Genomic DNA, 14,732 nt, shown 5'->3' with positions numbered 1-14,732 from the left:
TGGTGCCAGCGGGGGCCCGCCGGAAATGCAGATGCGCCCCGCCGGGATGTCAGGCCGGCAGGCTGCGGCGTTCACGCTGGCTTTCGGTGCGCAACTGCCCGCACGCGGCCAGGATGTCGCGGCCGCGCGGCATGCGGATGGGCGAGGCGAAGCCGGCATCCATCACGATCTGGGCGAATTTGGCCAGTTGCTCGCGCGTCGAGGGCCGGTAATCGCTGCCGGGCCAGGGGTTGAACGGGATCAGGTTGACCTTGGCCGGAATGCCGGCGATCAGCCGCACCAGTTCGCGGGCATCGGCCTCGCTGTCATTCACGCCGCGTAGCATGATGTATTCAAACGTGATGCGCCGCGCGTTGCTGGCGGCGGGGTAGCGGCGGCAGGCGGCGATCAGGTCCTCGATCGGATATTTGCGGTTCAGCGGCACGATCTCGTCGCGCAGGTCGTTGCGCACGGCGTGCAGCGAGATCGCGAGATTGATCCCCAGTTCCGATCCGCACTGGTCCATCATCGGCACCACGCCGGAGGTGGAGAGGGTAATGCGGCGGCGCGACAGGCCGATGCCCTCGCCATCCATGACGATCTTCATCGCCTTGGCGACGTTTTCGTAATTATACAGCGGCTCGCCCATGCCCATCAGCACGATGGTCGAGAGCAGGCGCGGTGTCTCGCCCCGGGGGCTGGGCCATTCGCCATAGCTGTCGCGCGCCGCCATGAACTGGCCGACGATCTCCGCCGCGCCGAGGTTGCGCACCAGCTTCTGCGTGCCGGTATGGCAGAAGGTGCAGGAGAGCGTGCAGCCGACCTGCGAGGAGATGCAGACCGCGCCGCGATCCTCGCGCCGATCGGGAATATAGACCGTCTCGGCCTCCTGCCCGTCGCGGAAGCGGAAGAGGAACTTGCGGGTTTCGTCGTTCGAGGTCTGGACCGTGGTGGCTTCCGGCCGGCCGATGACGAAGCGTTCGGCCAGCTTCGCCTGCAACGGCTTGGCGATCGAACTCATGCGCGAGAAATCGGTCACGCCCTGATGATAGAGCCAGTGCCAGATCTGCTTGGTGCGGAAGGGTTTCTCGCCGATCGCGACCAGCGCCTCGGTCAGTTCCTGACGCGACAGGCCGACCAGGTCGCGCCGTCCGTCCGGCAGCATGCCGGTCGGCGGGGCGAACAGGGCCGATTTCGCCAGGATGCGCTGGCGCTCGGCCTCGGTGAGCGAGGCGGCGAGGCCGGTCTCGGCGGGGGGCTGGGGCGCTGAAGCGGAAACGGCGGTCATGAACGGCTACTCATCGGGCAGGCGCCGCGCGTATTCGCGGCGCGAATGGGCTGAATCCGCGCTGCCTATCACATTCTCGGGGAAAAAGGGGAATTACTCTGCGTCGCGCCGCGCGGCGATCAGGAATTCGCGGTTGCCTTCGGGGCCGGTAATTGGGCTGGGCTCGACCCCCAGCACGGTCCAGCCGGGCAGGGTGGACCACCATTCCTGGATCATGGTGCAGACCGCGTCATGCACCGCCGGGTCGCGCACCACGCCCTTGGCACCCACGGCCTCGCGCCCGGCCTCGAACTGCGGCTTGATCAGCGCCACCGCCCAGGCTCCCGGCTTGCACAGTGCCAGGCCAGCCGGCAAGACGGTGCGCAGGCCGATGAAGCTGGCATCGCATACTAGCACGTCGATCGGGTCGGGGATGGTCGTCGCGTCCAGCGTACGGGCATTGCATTTTTCCAGCACCACCACGCGCGGGTCGCTGCGCAGCTTCCATGCCAGTTGCCCATGCCCGACATCGACGGCGAAGACCTTCGTCGCCCCGTGTGTCAGCAGCACGTCGGTAAAGCCGCCGGTCGAGGCCCCGACATCCAGCGCCACGGCACCGGCCGGGTCCAGGCCGAAATGCTCCAGCGCGTGGGCCAGCTTGACGCCACCGCGCGAGACCCAGGGATGATCCTGGCCCTTCAGCAGCAGCGGGGCATCCTCGGGCAACTGCTCGCCGGCCTTGGCCACGCGCCGGTCGCCCGTATAGACCACCCCGGCCAGGATCAGCGCCTGGGCGCGGGCACGGCTTTCCACCATGCCCCGATCGACCAGCATCTGGTCCGCGCGCTGCTTGGCCATGATCGCTGCCGCCGGATCAGGCCGTCTGCTGCGAGGACGCGACACCCAGGGCGTGCAGGGCGGTTGCCGCGATGGCGGTGGCGTCGAGACCGGCCTCGCGATACTGGGCGTCCTGCGTGTTGTGGTCGATGAAGCGGTCGGGGAGCGTCATGGGGCGGAAGCGGACGCTGTCGAGCAGGCCGGTGCGCGCCAGATGGTGCATGACATAGGCGCCGAAGCCGCCCTCCGCGCCTTCCTCGATGGTGATCAGCACCGCGTGGTTGCGGGCGAGGTTTTCGATCAGCGCGGTGTCGAGCGGCTTGGCGAAGCGGGCATCGGCCACGGTCGGAGGCAGGCCCTGGGCGGTCAGGACGTCGGCGGCCTTCAGCACCTCGGCCAGGCGGGTGCCCAGCGACAGGATGGCGATGCCGCCCTTCTCGCGTCCGGCCTGGCGGCCCATTTCGCGGATGATGCGGCCACGGCCGATTTCCAGCACCGTGCCTTCCTCGGGCAGGGCCAGGCCCAGGCCGTTGCCGCGCGGGTAGCGCAGCGCGATCGGGCCCTGGTCGAAGGCGCAGGCGGTGGCCGTCATGTGCAGCAGTTCCAGCTCGTCGCTGGGGGCCATGATGGTCATGCCGGGCAGGCAGCCCAGGTAGTTGATGTCGAACGCGCCCGCATGGGTGGCGCCGTCGGCGCCGACCAGGCCGGCACGGTCGATGGCGAAGCGCACCGGCAGGTTCTGCAGCACCACGTCATGCATCACCTGGTCGTAGGCGCGTTGCAGGAAGGTGGAATAGATGGCGCAGAACGGGCGCAGCCCCTCGGTGGCCATGCCGGCGGCGAAGGTCACCGCATGCTGCTCGGCGATGCCGACATCGAAGAAGCGGTCGGGATAGGCGCGGGCGAAGGCGTCGAGCCCGGTGCCGGACGGCATGGCGGCGGTGATGGCGACGATGCTGTCATCCTGCTTCGCCCGGCGCGTCAGCTCGCGGCTGAAGACCGAGGTGTAGCTGGGCGGGCCGGGGGGCGCCTTGTTCTGCACGCCGGTGACGACGTTGAACTTGGCGACCGCGTGATATTTGTCCCCCGCCGATTCGGCCGGGCGGTAGCCGCGGCCCTTCTCGGTGAGGATGTGCAGCAGGATCGGGCCCTTGTCGTCGGCGTCGCGCAGGTTGCGCAGGATCGGCACCAGCTGGTTGAGGTCGTGGCCGTCGACCGGGCCGACATAATAGAAGCCCAGCTCCTCGAACAGCGTGCCGCCGGTGATCATGCCGCGCGCGTATTCGTCGGCCTTCTTGGCGGTGCGTTCCAGCCGCTCGGGCAGGCGGCGGGCCACCTTGCCGGCGAGGTCGCGCAGGCCGAGGAACTGGCGCGAGGACATCAGCCGCGACAGGTAGTTGGACATGGCGCCGACCGGCGGGGCGATCGACATCTCGTTGTCGTTCAGCACCACGATCAGGCGGCCGGCGCCGGGGCCGGCGACCGAGGCGTTGTTCATCGCCTCGTAGGCCATGCCGGCCGAGATCGAGCCGTCGCCGATCACCGCCACCACGTTGCGCTCGCGGTAGGCGGGGTCATGCTCGGCGCGCAGGTGGTGCGCCACCGCCATGCCCAGGCCGGCCGAGATCGAGGTGGAGGAATGGGCGGCACCGAACGGGTCGTATTCGCTCTCGCTGCGGCGGGTGAAGCCCGAGAGGCCGCCGGGCTGGCGCAGGGTGCGCACGCGCTCGCGCCGGCCGGTGAGGATCTTGTGCGGGTAGGCCTGGTGGCCGACATCCCAGATGATGCGGTCGTCGGGGGTGTCGAACACCGCGTGCAGCGCCACCGTCAGTTCCACCACGCCCAGAGAGGCGCCCAGGTGGCCGCCGGTGGTCGAGACCGCGTCGACCGTCTCGGCCCGCAATTCCTCGGCCAACTGGCGCAACTGGTCCACCGACAGGTTGCGCAGGTCGCGCGGTGACTGCACGCGGTCCAGCAGCGGGAAACGGCCCTTCGTCGGGATCGCGTCGTCCGGGATCTCGGCGCGGCTCTTGTCTTCGGCCATGGTCTTCAGCTCCTGCGATCGACGACGTAACGAATCAGGTCCCGCAACCGGTCGGCTTCGGGCCCGAAGATATCGAGATGGGCTTCCGCCTGTTCGGCCACGCGCCGTGCCTCGCGGGCGGCACCATCCACGCCCAGCAGGGCGACATAGGTGGATTTGCCAGCCGCCAGATCCTTGCCGGCGGTCTTGCCCAGTTCCTCGGCGCTGGCGGTGGCGTCCAGCACGTCGTCGGCGATCTGGAAGGCGGCGCCCAGGTCACGCCCATAGGCGGCGATGCGGGCACGCACCGACGGATCGGCCTGCCCGAGAATCGCCCCGGCCTCGGCCGCGTAGCGGATCAGGCAGCCGGTCTTGAGCGCATGCAGGCGCTCGACTTCCGGCAGGGACAGCGAACGGCCTTCGCCTTCCATGTCGATCATCTGGCCGCCGACCATGCCGGCCGCGCCCGAGGCGGCGGCGAGGGCGGCCACCAGGCCGATGCGGATGGTCGCGTCGGGGTGGGTGGCCTCGTCGGCCAGGATCTCGAAGGCCATCGTCTGGAGTGCGTCGCCGGCCAGGATGGCGGTCGCTTCGTCGAACTTGCGGTGCGTCGAGGGCTGGCCACGGCGCAGATCGTCGTCATCCATGGCCGGCAGGTCGTCATGCACCAGCGAATAGGCATGCAGCATCTCGACCGACGCCGCGACGCGATAGGACCGGGTGGCGTCCACATCGAACAGGCTGGCGACTTCCGCCGTCAGGTAGCCGCGCAGGCGCTTGCCGCCGCCCAGCGTGGCATAGCGCATGGCGTCGATCACCCGGCCTTCGGCACCCGGCACCGGGGGCAGCAGGCTGTCGATGGCGGCTTCGACGGCCGTGGCCCGTGTCGACAGGGAAGACCGCAGCAGGCTGGCGCGGTCCGCGGTCTGCCCTGTCCGGGCGGTCGCTGTGGTGTGGCTCATCGGTACGTCAATCCATCGATTTCGTCTCCAGCGCGCCATCGGCCCGCTGGATGATCGCCTGAACGCGGGCATCCGCCTCGTTCAGCTTGCTTTCGCAGTGTCGTCGCAGGGCCGCCCCACGCTCGTAGGATGCGATGGCATCCTGGAGGCGAAGCTGTCCGCCTTCGAGCTTGCGCACGATATCCTCGAGCTGCGCGAGGGCATCCTCGAAGGAAAGCTGGGACAGATCTTCCGTCATTGGGTGCGGTACTTCCATCATGAGGCGCAGGAATTACTCCCAGGTGGCCGCTTCTGCCAAGGGCATAGGGCGGATAGGGGGATTTTGTGCCGCCTGTGGCATTTAGGGCACGTCTTTGGAACGGACAGGCAAGTAATGGCGTCCTATGGGGCTGCCGGCGCTTCGGGCCGGCGCCGGATCACGAAAGAGAGCACGCCGCCATCCTCGCCGAAAGCGATCAGCGCATGGCCCGTCTCACGGCAGAATGCCTGGAAATCCGCAACGCTGGCCCGGTCGGTCGCGATCACGCGCAGCCGGTCGCCCGGCTGCATGCTCCGCAGGGCCCGATTGGCCTTGAGGACGGGCAGGGGGCAGCTCAACCCTTTGACGTCGAGCAGCGTCTCGCTCATGGCGGCGGACTCCGGAAGGCGGCAGCGGATCACGAACCCTCTGCCTGGGGGTGACTTTACGACACGAAAGGTCGCACCATAGAAGAAATGGCGACCATGGAAAATATCACGGCTGACGGGACGGACATGACCGGTTATCGGATTGGAATCGATTTTGGCGGAACGAAAATCGAAATCGCGGCATTGGCCCGCGCGGACGGCCGGGAGCTGGTCCGGCGACGCATCGCCAACCCGGGACATTACGCTGGCGCGGTCACGGCCATTCGCGATCTCGTTGCCGCCATGGATGCCGAACTGGGCGGCACGGGAACCGTGGGCATCGGCATTCCAGGCTCGATCAGCCCAGAGAGTGGCCTGATCAAGAACGCGAACGCCACCTGGCTGAACAACCAGCCCTTCGGGCGGGACCTGACCGAATCCGTCGGACGCGAGGTCCGGGTCGAGAACGATGCCAACTGCTTTGCCCTGTCCGAGGCCGTGGACGGTGCCGGTGCAGGCCGCCGCGTCGTACTGGGCGTGATTCTGGGCACGGGGATGGGCGGCGGGCTGGTCGTGGACGGCAAGCTGCTGACCGGCGCGCACCATATCGCCGGCGAGTGGGGGCACATCCCGCTGCCCTGGCCGCGAATCACGGAAATGCCGTTTCCCAAATGTTTCTGCGGCAACGAGGGCTGCCTGGAACGATTCCTGAGCGGCCCGGCCCTGGCGCAGGACTGGAAAGGGCCGGGCCATCGCGACACGGCAGGCATCGAGGCAGCAGCCGAAGCGGGGGACATCGCCGCCATCGGCGCGCTGGACCGCTATGTGGACCGTCTGGCGCGGGCCTGCGCCATGGCGATCAACTTCCTCGATCCGGATGTCATCGTTCTGGGGGGCGGGGTGTCGAACCTGCTCTCGATATACGCCCGCGTGCCGTTGCTGATGCCCCGTTACGTCATCACGCCACAGTGCAATACGCCTGTCATCCGCAACCAGCATGGCGACAGTTCCGGCGTACGCGGCGCGGCGTGGCTATGGTCGGCGGACGAGGTTGCCGCATAACGGGACCGAGAGACGGTTTGTGGAGGCGGGTTTAAACCGCCTCCTTTACTCTTCCGGTTGCTTGGGAAGAACCCGATCGGGGCGGAAACCCGTTGCGACCACATACAGCTCGCTCGATTCCTTGCGGCTGGCCGGCGGCTTGGCGTGGCGAACGGTCGCGAAGGCGTGTTTCATCGGTTCCAGCATCTGCTTCTCCGACCCGCCCTGAAAGACCTTGGCGACGAAGGTGCCGCCTGGTGCCAGCACCTTCAGCGCGAAATCCAGGGCCAGTTCCGCCAGGCCGAGGATGCGCAGATGGTCCGTCGGGGCATGGCCGGTCGTATTCGGCGCCATGTCCGACAGGACGAGGTCCGCCGGGCCGCCCAGCAATTCCGTCAGCCTGTCCGGCAGATCTGGGTCGTTGAAATCGCCTTCGAGAATCGTGGCGCCGGCAACGGGATCGACCGGCAGCAGATCGACGCCCACGACATTGCTCGCGCCGCGCTTGACGGCCACCTGCGTCCATCCGCCCGGCGCCGCGCCGAGATCGACCACCCGCATGCCGGGGCGGATCAGATGGAAGCGGTCATCCAGTTCGATCAGCTTGAAGGCCGCGCGCGACCGCCAGCCCTGCTTGCGGGCGGCCTGCACATACGGGTCGTTCAGTTGTCGGTTGAGCCAGCGCTGCTGGGCCGTCGTCCGGCCCCGCGCGGTGCGCAGCGATACGGCCTGGCTCCGGGTCGAGCGCGCGGCACCGGAATCCGCCGCCGCATTGCCGGTGCCGGGGGTTGAACTGCTGCTGAGAGCCTTGCCGGGAACCCGTGATTTTCCGCCGCCTCCGGCGGGAGGGCGACGCTTCATGGAAGCGATACGCCCATCGCCGGCGGCCGGGATGCTGCAAAGGGCAGGGGAGAGGGTGACGAAGGCATGGCCACACTGGTCGAATCGTTGATCATGCGCAGCAGCATACCATCACGCAGGCCGCGATCGGCCACCATGATTTCCGGCACCGGCCATACCCGGTGAATCGCCTCGAAAATCGCGCAGCCCGGCATCACGTACTGGGCCCGGTCGGGGCCGACGCAGGGGTGCTGGCTCAACCCGACCGGCCCCATGGCGGCCAGGGTGCGAATCGCCTCCAGGGCCGGTCCGGCCTCCAGGATCGTGCCGTCCACCGCCGTTCGGCTGTAGCGCGCCAGCGACAGGGCGATGCTGGCCAGGGTGGTGACGGTGCCGCTGGTGCCGATCAGGCTGACATTGCCGCGGCTGATTTCGCGGCGAATGCAATGCACGGCCTCGAACGCCCGCAACTGGTTGGCGATCTGCTCGACCATCCGCTGGTAGCCCTGTTCGCTGAACGCGCTCTCGCCGAACTGCTCCGCCTGGGTGATCACGCCCGCCGGCAGGCTGAGATAGCCGCTGAGATCCTGGCGGCGGGTATGCCGGTCGGTGCGGACCCAGGCGATTTCGGTCGAGCCGCCACCGATATCGAACAGCAGCGCGCGGGTGCGGGTGGGGGACACCCGGTCGTCATGCAGCAGGGCCGAACAGCTTTCCATCGCCAGTTCGGCTTCCTCGCGCGACGAGATCACGGTGATATCCAGCCCGGTTTCCTGCCGGGCGCGCGCGATGAAGGCCGCGCCGTTGCCGGCGCGGCGGCAGGCTTCGGTCGCGACCGCGCGGTAGCGATACAGCCGCCGGCGCTCCATGCGCATGGCGCAGATCCGCAACGCCTCGATGGTGCGATCCATGGCGTGGGGGCTGAGTTCCCCGGTCCGTTGCAGGCCTTCGCCCAGCCGGACGATCCGGTTGAAGCTGTCGACGACCCGAAAACCGTCGGCATGCGGGGCGGCGATCATCAGCCGGCAATTATTCGTTCCAAGATCGATCGCGCCGAACATGCCCAGCATGCCGCGATTCGGCCGAAATCCCGAAGCACGGGGGAGTCGCGTCGCCTCCTGGCCATCGCGCCAGGACATCGTACTGTCCATCGGACGGTCCCTCTGCCACCACCGTATGGAGTATATACTGTGTGCTGACCCGCACGCAGGGCAAGACAAATATGTCCGATTGAAAAAACAGCACGGAAAGGTGCTTGTCACGCTCCATGGCCGATGCTATCAGCCCCTCACCGCACGGCACTAAGCCCGGTCACCCGGTTGGGGGATAGTTTAGCGGTAGAACTACCGGCTCTGACCCGGTCAGCCCTGGTTCGAATCCAGGTCCCCCAGCCAATATTTCCTTTAAAATCGATCGACGAAATACGTTGCTCTATCGGGAATCCCGCGTGTGGATCTCCTTGAATGCAGCAGACGCGCTTTCCGTCGTCGCCTCTTGCCAGGGGATACCCGCGTCTGTCGTCGGGTTCTCGCGACGAAGCCGCGTTCAATCCTGCTCCAGGTCGCCAGGGCAGAGAAAGCAGAGGCCGAGCAGGAGCGGGACCGGCAACAGGAAGTAGCCGGATGTCGCATGGCGCACGAGAACCGAGAGAAATGCTCCGGCGATGCAGCCTGCCCAGCCAAGGCCGGGCAGCGCGGCGGCAAGAGAAAAGGCGGGCTTTCCGCGCTTCGAGGCCCAGAGAAACCCCGCGACATTGTCGGCGAATTTGACGATGTTGTTCGTAACGACGATCGTCTGCACGGAGACACTGGAAAAGCGGGAGAGAACTTCGCCCTGCATGGCCATCGCGACGGTCAGGAGCAGGGTCTCGGCCCGCGACCCCGTGCCGGCGGCGTGGGACCAGTGCAGGCATTGGGCCAGGACGAGAAGGGCCGCGATCCAGAGCCATTCGTGGCGGTAGGCGCGCAGGCTGCGGCGCAGAAGGCTGGCGACCAGGGCGCCGCAGAAAAACAGGCCGAGGACGGTGCCGATGGCGGCCACCTTCGGCCAGTCCCGCTCGGCAAGAGAAATGCCGAAATTGGTCGAATTGCCGGTCATGGCGGCGCTGAAGATGCCATGAAGTTCCACATACCCCACGGCGTCCACGTAACCGGCGACAAGGCTCAGCGCCGCCACCCGCAGCGCCGAGTGGGTCATGGAGAGCATCAGACGATCAGGGGTTTGTCCTGGCGCAGTTTCGACAGGGTTTCCTCATCGAGGTTGAGATGCTCCTTCACCATCTGGCGCGGCGACAGGCCGAGCCATTGATTGGCCGAGAAATCGGCAAACCGGTCACTCTTGAAGGCTTCCAGGAACACCATCGGCTCATCGCCGATATTTTCCAGATAATGACCCATGCCCAGCGGCACATAACCCACGTCGCCGGCGCAGTAATCGAAGGTCCGCGCCTTGCCGCCCGAGGCGAAAACAGTCATGCGGGCGCGGCCACGGACAAAATATTGCCATTCGTCGTTGTTGGGGTGCCAATGGAGTTCACGCAGCCGCCCTGGTTCCACGACGTTGATCGCGGCGGCGATCGTGGAAGCCGCCGGAAAATTGCGGGAATCCACGACGCGGACGGTCCCGCCGGCGGCCCGGGCTGGCTCCTGCTTCAGGAAGCGATGCGTGTACTGGATCGGCGACGGGCCCTGAGGGCACTTGATCGCATCCTGCTTCGCAACCGTGGGCTCGGTGCCGTTGAAGATCCAGCGGGTCTTTTCGACCTCGGTGGGCAGATGGGCGAAAGCGGATTCCGGCACGCCGAAATTTTTCGCGAGGATGTGTCGCGGCGTGTGGGCAAACCAGTCGCTGACAAGGAACGTCTCGTTTTCCGAGAAATTCGCATCATCGAAGACCAGCAGGAATTCGCACCCTTCGTCGCCGAGTCCCTGGATGGAATGGGGAATGCCGGCCGGGAAGTTCCAGATATCGCCGGCCTCGACATCATCGACGAACGGCCGCCCCTCGGTGTCGATGGCCGTGACGCGGGCCTTGCCTGCGATCATGAAGCCCCATTCGGCTTCCTTATGATAATGCAACTCGCGGTATCCGCCGGGCTTGAGGCGCATGTTGACGCCGGCCAGTGTCGTGGCGGCGGGAAGTTCGCGAATGGTGATTTCGCGCGCCCAGCCGCCCGAACCGAGGCGGTTGCGCGCATCAGCATAGGAAAATTTCAGGTTGGGAATGGTTCCGGCGTCGGTATCCGGCGAAGCGAGCAGATCGGGTACTTCGCGTTCGCGGGCAAGATTGCGCGGGCCGAGAATGCTGGCGCCGCGATCGCCGCGAATGGGTTCCGGCGCTTCGGGCTTTGAAATGAGCCATGGAAGATCGGTCATCGGAATACCTCCTGATCAGGCTTGGTTTATGACATAATATGTCAAATCGCTGTCGGCGAGCCGTTGACACGGATCAAGGATCCCGATTTCTCACGCCCATGTGATCATTGCTGGTCGCATCTCACGATCTGGTGCCGCGCGTGTCCGCTGGACGTTTCCATGGGTTCAGTCGTCAGGATATGTGTCGAAAATAAAAACAAGAGTAATTATTAAATAATAAGCTGTTTAATATATATTATGCCAATTAACATTGAAAATAATTCAATTATTATAAATAAATAAATAAACTAATATAAGTATTTATATGTATTCCGATGAAACTGAGATCACGACCGCCGGTCGGGGCGGCGCAGCCGATAGGTCAGGGCTTCGGCGACATGGGGCTGGGTCGTTTCCGTTTCTCCAGCCAGATCGGCGATGGTGCGGGCTACGCGCAGCAACCTGGTGAAACCGCGCGCCGACAGGCGCAGCCGGTCAGCGGCCCGCACGGCATAATCGCGGGCGGTGGCGTTGATAGGGAACAGGTCTGGCGAGGTCTCGGCATTGGTCAGTCCGTCCTGGCGCGCGGCCTGGATCGCGCGCGCGGCAGCGACGCGCCGCGCCACCACGGCGCTGCTTTCGCCCGTGGACAGGCCCGCCAGTTCGGCGGGCGAGACCGGTTCGACATGCACGCTCATGTCCATCCGGTCCAGCATCGGGCCGGAAATGCGGGATGTATAATCCTCGCCACAGCGCGGCGCCTTGCGGCATTCCTGCGTCGCATCGCCCAGATAGCCGCAGCGGCAGGGATTCATGGCCGCGACCAGTTGAAAGCGGGCAGGGTAGGTGACATGCCCCGACGCCCGCGCCACCGTAATGGTCCCGGTCTCGATCGGCTGGCGCAGCGCCTCCAGCGCCGGACGCGAAAATTCCGGCAGTTCGTCGAGAAACAACACGCCACGATGGGCCAGGCTGACTTCGCCGGGCCGTATCCGGCTGCCACCACCCACCAGGGCAACCTGGCTGGTCGAATGATGCGGATCGCGGAAGGGTGGCCGGAAGATGGGCAACCCCATGGGCAACTGGCCGGAGATACTGTGAATCCGGCTGATCTCCAGAATCTCGGCGCTGCTGAGGTCGGGCAGCAGGGAGGGCAGGCGTGCCGCCAGCATGGATTTGCCGGCACCGGGCGGGCCGGTCATCAACAGGGAGTGCGCGCCGGCCGCCGCGATTTCCAGTGCCCGACGCGCCGTTTCCATGCCGCGCACATCCGCCAGATCGGGCCCGCCTGCGAGATCGAACGGCAGGCGCGCCGGCAGTTCGACCGACGGCAGAACCTGTTCGCCGGTCAGATGGTTGACCAGTGCCAGCAGGCAGTCCGCCGCGACGATGTCCAGATCGTCGCCAGCCCAGCGCGCTTCGGCGCCTTGCTGCGCGCCACAGATCAGGCCGCGCGACTGGTCGATCGCGCTCAGGGCGGCGGGCAGCACGCCAGGGACCGGATTGATCCGCCCATCCAGCGACAATTCGCCGATCGCGCCATAGCGTCCGCTTTCCTCGGGCGGGACGACGGCCATCGCCGTCAGCAGGGCCAGCGCGATCGGCAGGTCGAAATGCGATCCTTCCTTGACGATGTTGGCCGGCGCCAGATTGATCACGATCCGCTTGGCCGGCAGCGCCAGACCCATGGCCGCCAATGCGGCGCGCACACGCTCGCGCGCTTCGGCCACGGCCTTGTCGGCCAGGCCGACGATCAGGAACGATGGCAGGCCCGACGCAAGCTGCACCTCGACCCGGACGGGAATGGCGTCGATACCCGACAGGGCGAAACCCAGCACGGAAGAATTGGTCATGCAGCCCCGATCGCCGGAAAATCCTGTATCATCATGTTGTAGCCCAGAAAGCCGCCTGCGAAACCCCATGGGTGCTTCCATCGTGGCGCACATATGAGTTGGCATAATATATATTATACGACTTTTGGCCGTCAGCGCAGACTGAGGGAAAATGCCCGCCCACGAGAGCTGTGTCGCTATCGCGCTCCGGTTGTGGCCAACCGCGTCCAGCCTCACGATCAGGACGTCTTTTTTTGGCTTCCGTTGCCGCCCGGCCGGCGTGTCGCGCGCCGTGGTGCCGATTCCGGCGGAGAGACCGCCGGCAAGATGCCCTCCACGGCATCACGCGGCGTAATGCGGTTCCACACATCCAGCGCCGCAATCTTGTATGCCTCGGCAAAGGTCGGGTAGTTGAAGGTCGCTTCGATGAAATATTCGACGCTGCCATCGAAATTCAGGACCGCCTGACCGATGTGGATCAGTTCGGTCGCCCCTTCCCCCACGATATGCACGCCCAGAAGGCGGTGCCCTTCCAGCCCGACGACGAGCTTCAGGAATCCTTCCGTCTTGCCCATGATCACGCCGCGTGACGTCTCGCGGAAGCGGGCGATCCCGGTTTCGTAGGGGATCTTCCGTGCCCGGACCTCCTCCTCCGACAGGCCGACGGTGGAGATTTCAGGCACCGCATAGATCCCGTAGGGGAAGAATTTCGGCGCGGGCGGCACGGGCTGGCCGCAGGCATGGCAGGCGGCGATGCGTCCCTGCTCCATGGAGGTGGACGCCAGCGCGGGGAAGCCGATGACGTCGCCAGCGGCGTAGATGTTCGGGATTTCGGTCTGGAACGTGATCGGGTCCACCGTCAGCCGCCCGCGCGAATCCGCCTTCAGCCCGGCGGCCTCCAGGTCCAGTGTGTCCGTCGCACCCTGCCGGCCGCCCGTATAAAGCAGCAGGTCCGCGCGCACGCGCCGGCCGCCTTCGAGAATGGCCACGGGCTGGTCGGCCTCGACCACGATCGACTCCACCGTGCTGCCCAGGCGGAAATTGACGCCGCGATCACGCAGTTGATGCACGAATTCCTCCACCGTTTCATGGTCGATGAATTCCAGCACATGCTCGCGTTGATCGACGATCGTCACGCGCGCGCCCAGCGCGCTGAAGATCGTCGCGTATTCGATGCCGATCACGCCCCCGCCGATCACGGTCAGGGACCGTGGCAGGCAGGTCAGGCGCGTCATGCCGTCACTGTCGATGATCCGGGCATCGTCGAACGGCACGTAGGCCGGCCGGTGCGGCACGGAACCCACGGCAATGACGATGGCGCGCCCGCGCACCCGTTGCTCCAGCCCCTCCCCTTCGGCGATCGACAGCGTATGGCGATCGAGAAAGCGCGCCACCCCCCGGGTCACGGCGATATCGTTGCGGGCGAACTGGTGCTCCAGCACTTCCACCTCGCCCTGAATGGTCTTGTTCAGGCGCATGCTCAGATCCTGCGCCTCGATCGATTGCTTCACGCGGTAATTGACGCCGTAGAATCCGCGCTCCCGCCAGCCGGTCAGGTTCAGGATCGTCTCGCGCAATGTCTTGGAGGGAATGGTCCCGGTATGGACCGACACGCCGCCGACCTGGGGCTGCCGTTCGATCACCAGCACCGACCGGCCGAATTTCGACGCCTGCACGGCCGCTCGCCGCCCTGACGGGCCGGAGCCGATGACGATCAGATCGTAATCATATGCAGCGGTCATATTTCTCAGCCCCCAGCGGACCCGCAAACGGGGCACCTGACAGGAGCATGACGCCGCCATCGCCTGCCGGGTTGCCTCGGAAACTGTTTGCAAAATCCTCCCGCCGACGATCCGGCGCGCATGGGCCTCAAGCCCGCTCCAGCCGGACGGACCCTCATTCCAGATATGTTTCGGGCGACACCGGCCATTCTGTCGCGGGTTCATGCGCGTTACCTTTTCCGCGCGATGCGTGGAAAGGGAGTCTTGCCCG

13 protein-coding genes and 1 tRNA gene are annotated in these 14,732 nt (G+C 66.0%); 2 read left to right on the top strand and 12 right to left on the bottom strand.

The genetic code is table 11. The features are described 5' to 3' along the window. Nucleotides 1-49 precede the first annotated feature (49 nt). The 6 genes from rlmN to ACMAUO_RS02175 form a co-directional block, all read right to left on the bottom strand. On the bottom strand, nucleotides 50-1,267 hold the full coding sequence (gene rlmN, locus ACMAUO_RS02200) for a dual-specificity RNA methyltransferase RlmN (RefSeq protein WP_420355358.1): 1,218 nt from the start codon (nucleotides 1,265-1,267) through the stop codon (nucleotides 50-52). Between the two features lie 93 nt (nucleotides 1,268-1,360). Further along, a complete protein-coding gene (locus tag ACMAUO_RS02195) occupies nucleotides 1,361-2,104 on the bottom strand; it encodes a TlyA family RNA methyltransferase (protein WP_420355357.1) in 744 nt (247 codons plus the stop codon). A 16-nt stretch (nucleotides 2,105-2,120) separates the two neighbouring features. Continuing rightward, entirely contained in the window at nucleotides 2,121-4,127 is a 2,007-nt protein-coding gene (dxs, locus tag ACMAUO_RS02190; protein WP_420355356.1) for a 1-deoxy-D-xylulose-5-phosphate synthase, read from the bottom strand. 5 nt (nucleotides 4,128-4,132) lie between these two features. After that, on the bottom strand, nucleotides 4,133-5,068 hold the full coding sequence (locus ACMAUO_RS02185; protein WP_420355355.1) for a polyprenyl synthetase family protein: 936 nt from the start codon (nucleotides 5,066-5,068) through the stop codon (nucleotides 4,133-4,135). Nucleotides 5,069-5,075: 7 nt separating this feature from the next. Then, a complete protein-coding gene (locus ACMAUO_RS02180; RefSeq protein WP_114728417.1) occupies nucleotides 5,076-5,306 on the bottom strand; it encodes an exodeoxyribonuclease VII small subunit in 231 nt (76 codons plus the stop codon). 143 nt (nucleotides 5,307-5,449) lie between these two features. Beyond that, on the bottom strand, nucleotides 5,450-5,695 hold the full coding sequence (locus tag ACMAUO_RS02175; RefSeq protein ID WP_420355354.1) for a sulfurtransferase TusA family protein: 246 nt from the start codon (nucleotides 5,693-5,695) through the stop codon (nucleotides 5,450-5,452). A 126-nt stretch (nucleotides 5,696-5,821) separates the two neighbouring features. Between ACMAUO_RS02175 and ACMAUO_RS02170 the strand changes: the two genes are divergently transcribed. Further along, nucleotides 5,822-6,736, top strand: a complete 915-nt coding sequence (locus ACMAUO_RS02170) for an ROK family protein (RefSeq protein WP_420357176.1) — start codon at nucleotides 5,822-5,824, stop codon at nucleotides 6,734-6,736. 45 nt (nucleotides 6,737-6,781) lie between these two features. On the opposite strand, the gene ACMAUO_RS02165 is transcribed toward ACMAUO_RS02170, so the two are convergent. Then, complete coding sequence (locus ACMAUO_RS02165) at nucleotides 6,782-7,576, bottom strand: RlmE family RNA methyltransferase (RefSeq protein WP_420355353.1); 795 nt, start codon at nucleotides 7,574-7,576, stop codon at nucleotides 6,782-6,784. Next, complete coding sequence (locus tag ACMAUO_RS02160) at nucleotides 7,573-8,706, bottom strand: Ppx/GppA phosphatase family protein (protein WP_420355352.1); 1,134 nt, start codon at nucleotides 8,704-8,706, stop codon at nucleotides 7,573-7,575. The genes ACMAUO_RS02165 and ACMAUO_RS02160 overlap by 4 nt, the downstream gene beginning before the upstream one ends. A gap of 169 nt (nucleotides 8,707-8,875) precedes the next feature. Between ACMAUO_RS02160 and ACMAUO_RS02155 the strand changes: the two genes are divergently transcribed. Beyond that, a tRNA-Gln gene (locus ACMAUO_RS02155) sits at nucleotides 8,876-8,949 on the top strand. A 151-nt stretch (nucleotides 8,950-9,100) separates the two neighbouring features. Here ACMAUO_RS02155 and ACMAUO_RS02150 read toward each other — a convergent pair. The 4 genes from ACMAUO_RS02150 to sthA all read right to left on the bottom strand — a co-directional run bounded on the left by ACMAUO_RS02150 (nucleotide 9,101) and on the right by sthA (nucleotide 14,482). Next, nucleotides 9,101-9,751 (bottom strand): YoaK family protein, encoded by a 651-nt coding sequence (locus tag ACMAUO_RS02150; protein WP_420355351.1) that lies wholly within the window; start codon nucleotides 9,749-9,751, stop codon nucleotides 9,101-9,103. 8 nt (nucleotides 9,752-9,759) lie between these two features. Next, entirely contained in the window at nucleotides 9,760-10,929 is a 1,170-nt protein-coding gene (locus ACMAUO_RS02145) for an oxalate decarboxylase family bicupin (protein WP_420355350.1), read from the bottom strand. Between the two features lie 326 nt (nucleotides 10,930-11,255). Then, complete coding sequence (locus tag ACMAUO_RS02140) at nucleotides 11,256-12,761, bottom strand: YifB family Mg chelatase-like AAA ATPase (RefSeq protein WP_420355349.1); 1,506 nt, start codon at nucleotides 12,759-12,761, stop codon at nucleotides 11,256-11,258. A gap of 218 nt (nucleotides 12,762-12,979) precedes the next feature. After that, entirely contained in the window at nucleotides 12,980-14,482 is a 1,503-nt protein-coding gene (gene sthA, locus ACMAUO_RS02135) for a Si-specific NAD(P)(+) transhydrogenase (protein ID WP_420355348.1), read from the bottom strand. Between the last annotated feature and the right edge of the window lie 250 nt (nucleotides 14,483-14,732).

This window comes from Gluconacetobacter brunescens (assembly GCF_048695475.1).
Classification (GTDB): domain Bacteria; phylum Pseudomonadota; class Alphaproteobacteria; order Acetobacterales; family Acetobacteraceae; genus Gluconacetobacter.
The sequence above is the reverse complement of the archived record's forward strand: the minus strand, read 5'-3'. Positions and strand labels throughout refer to the sequence as shown.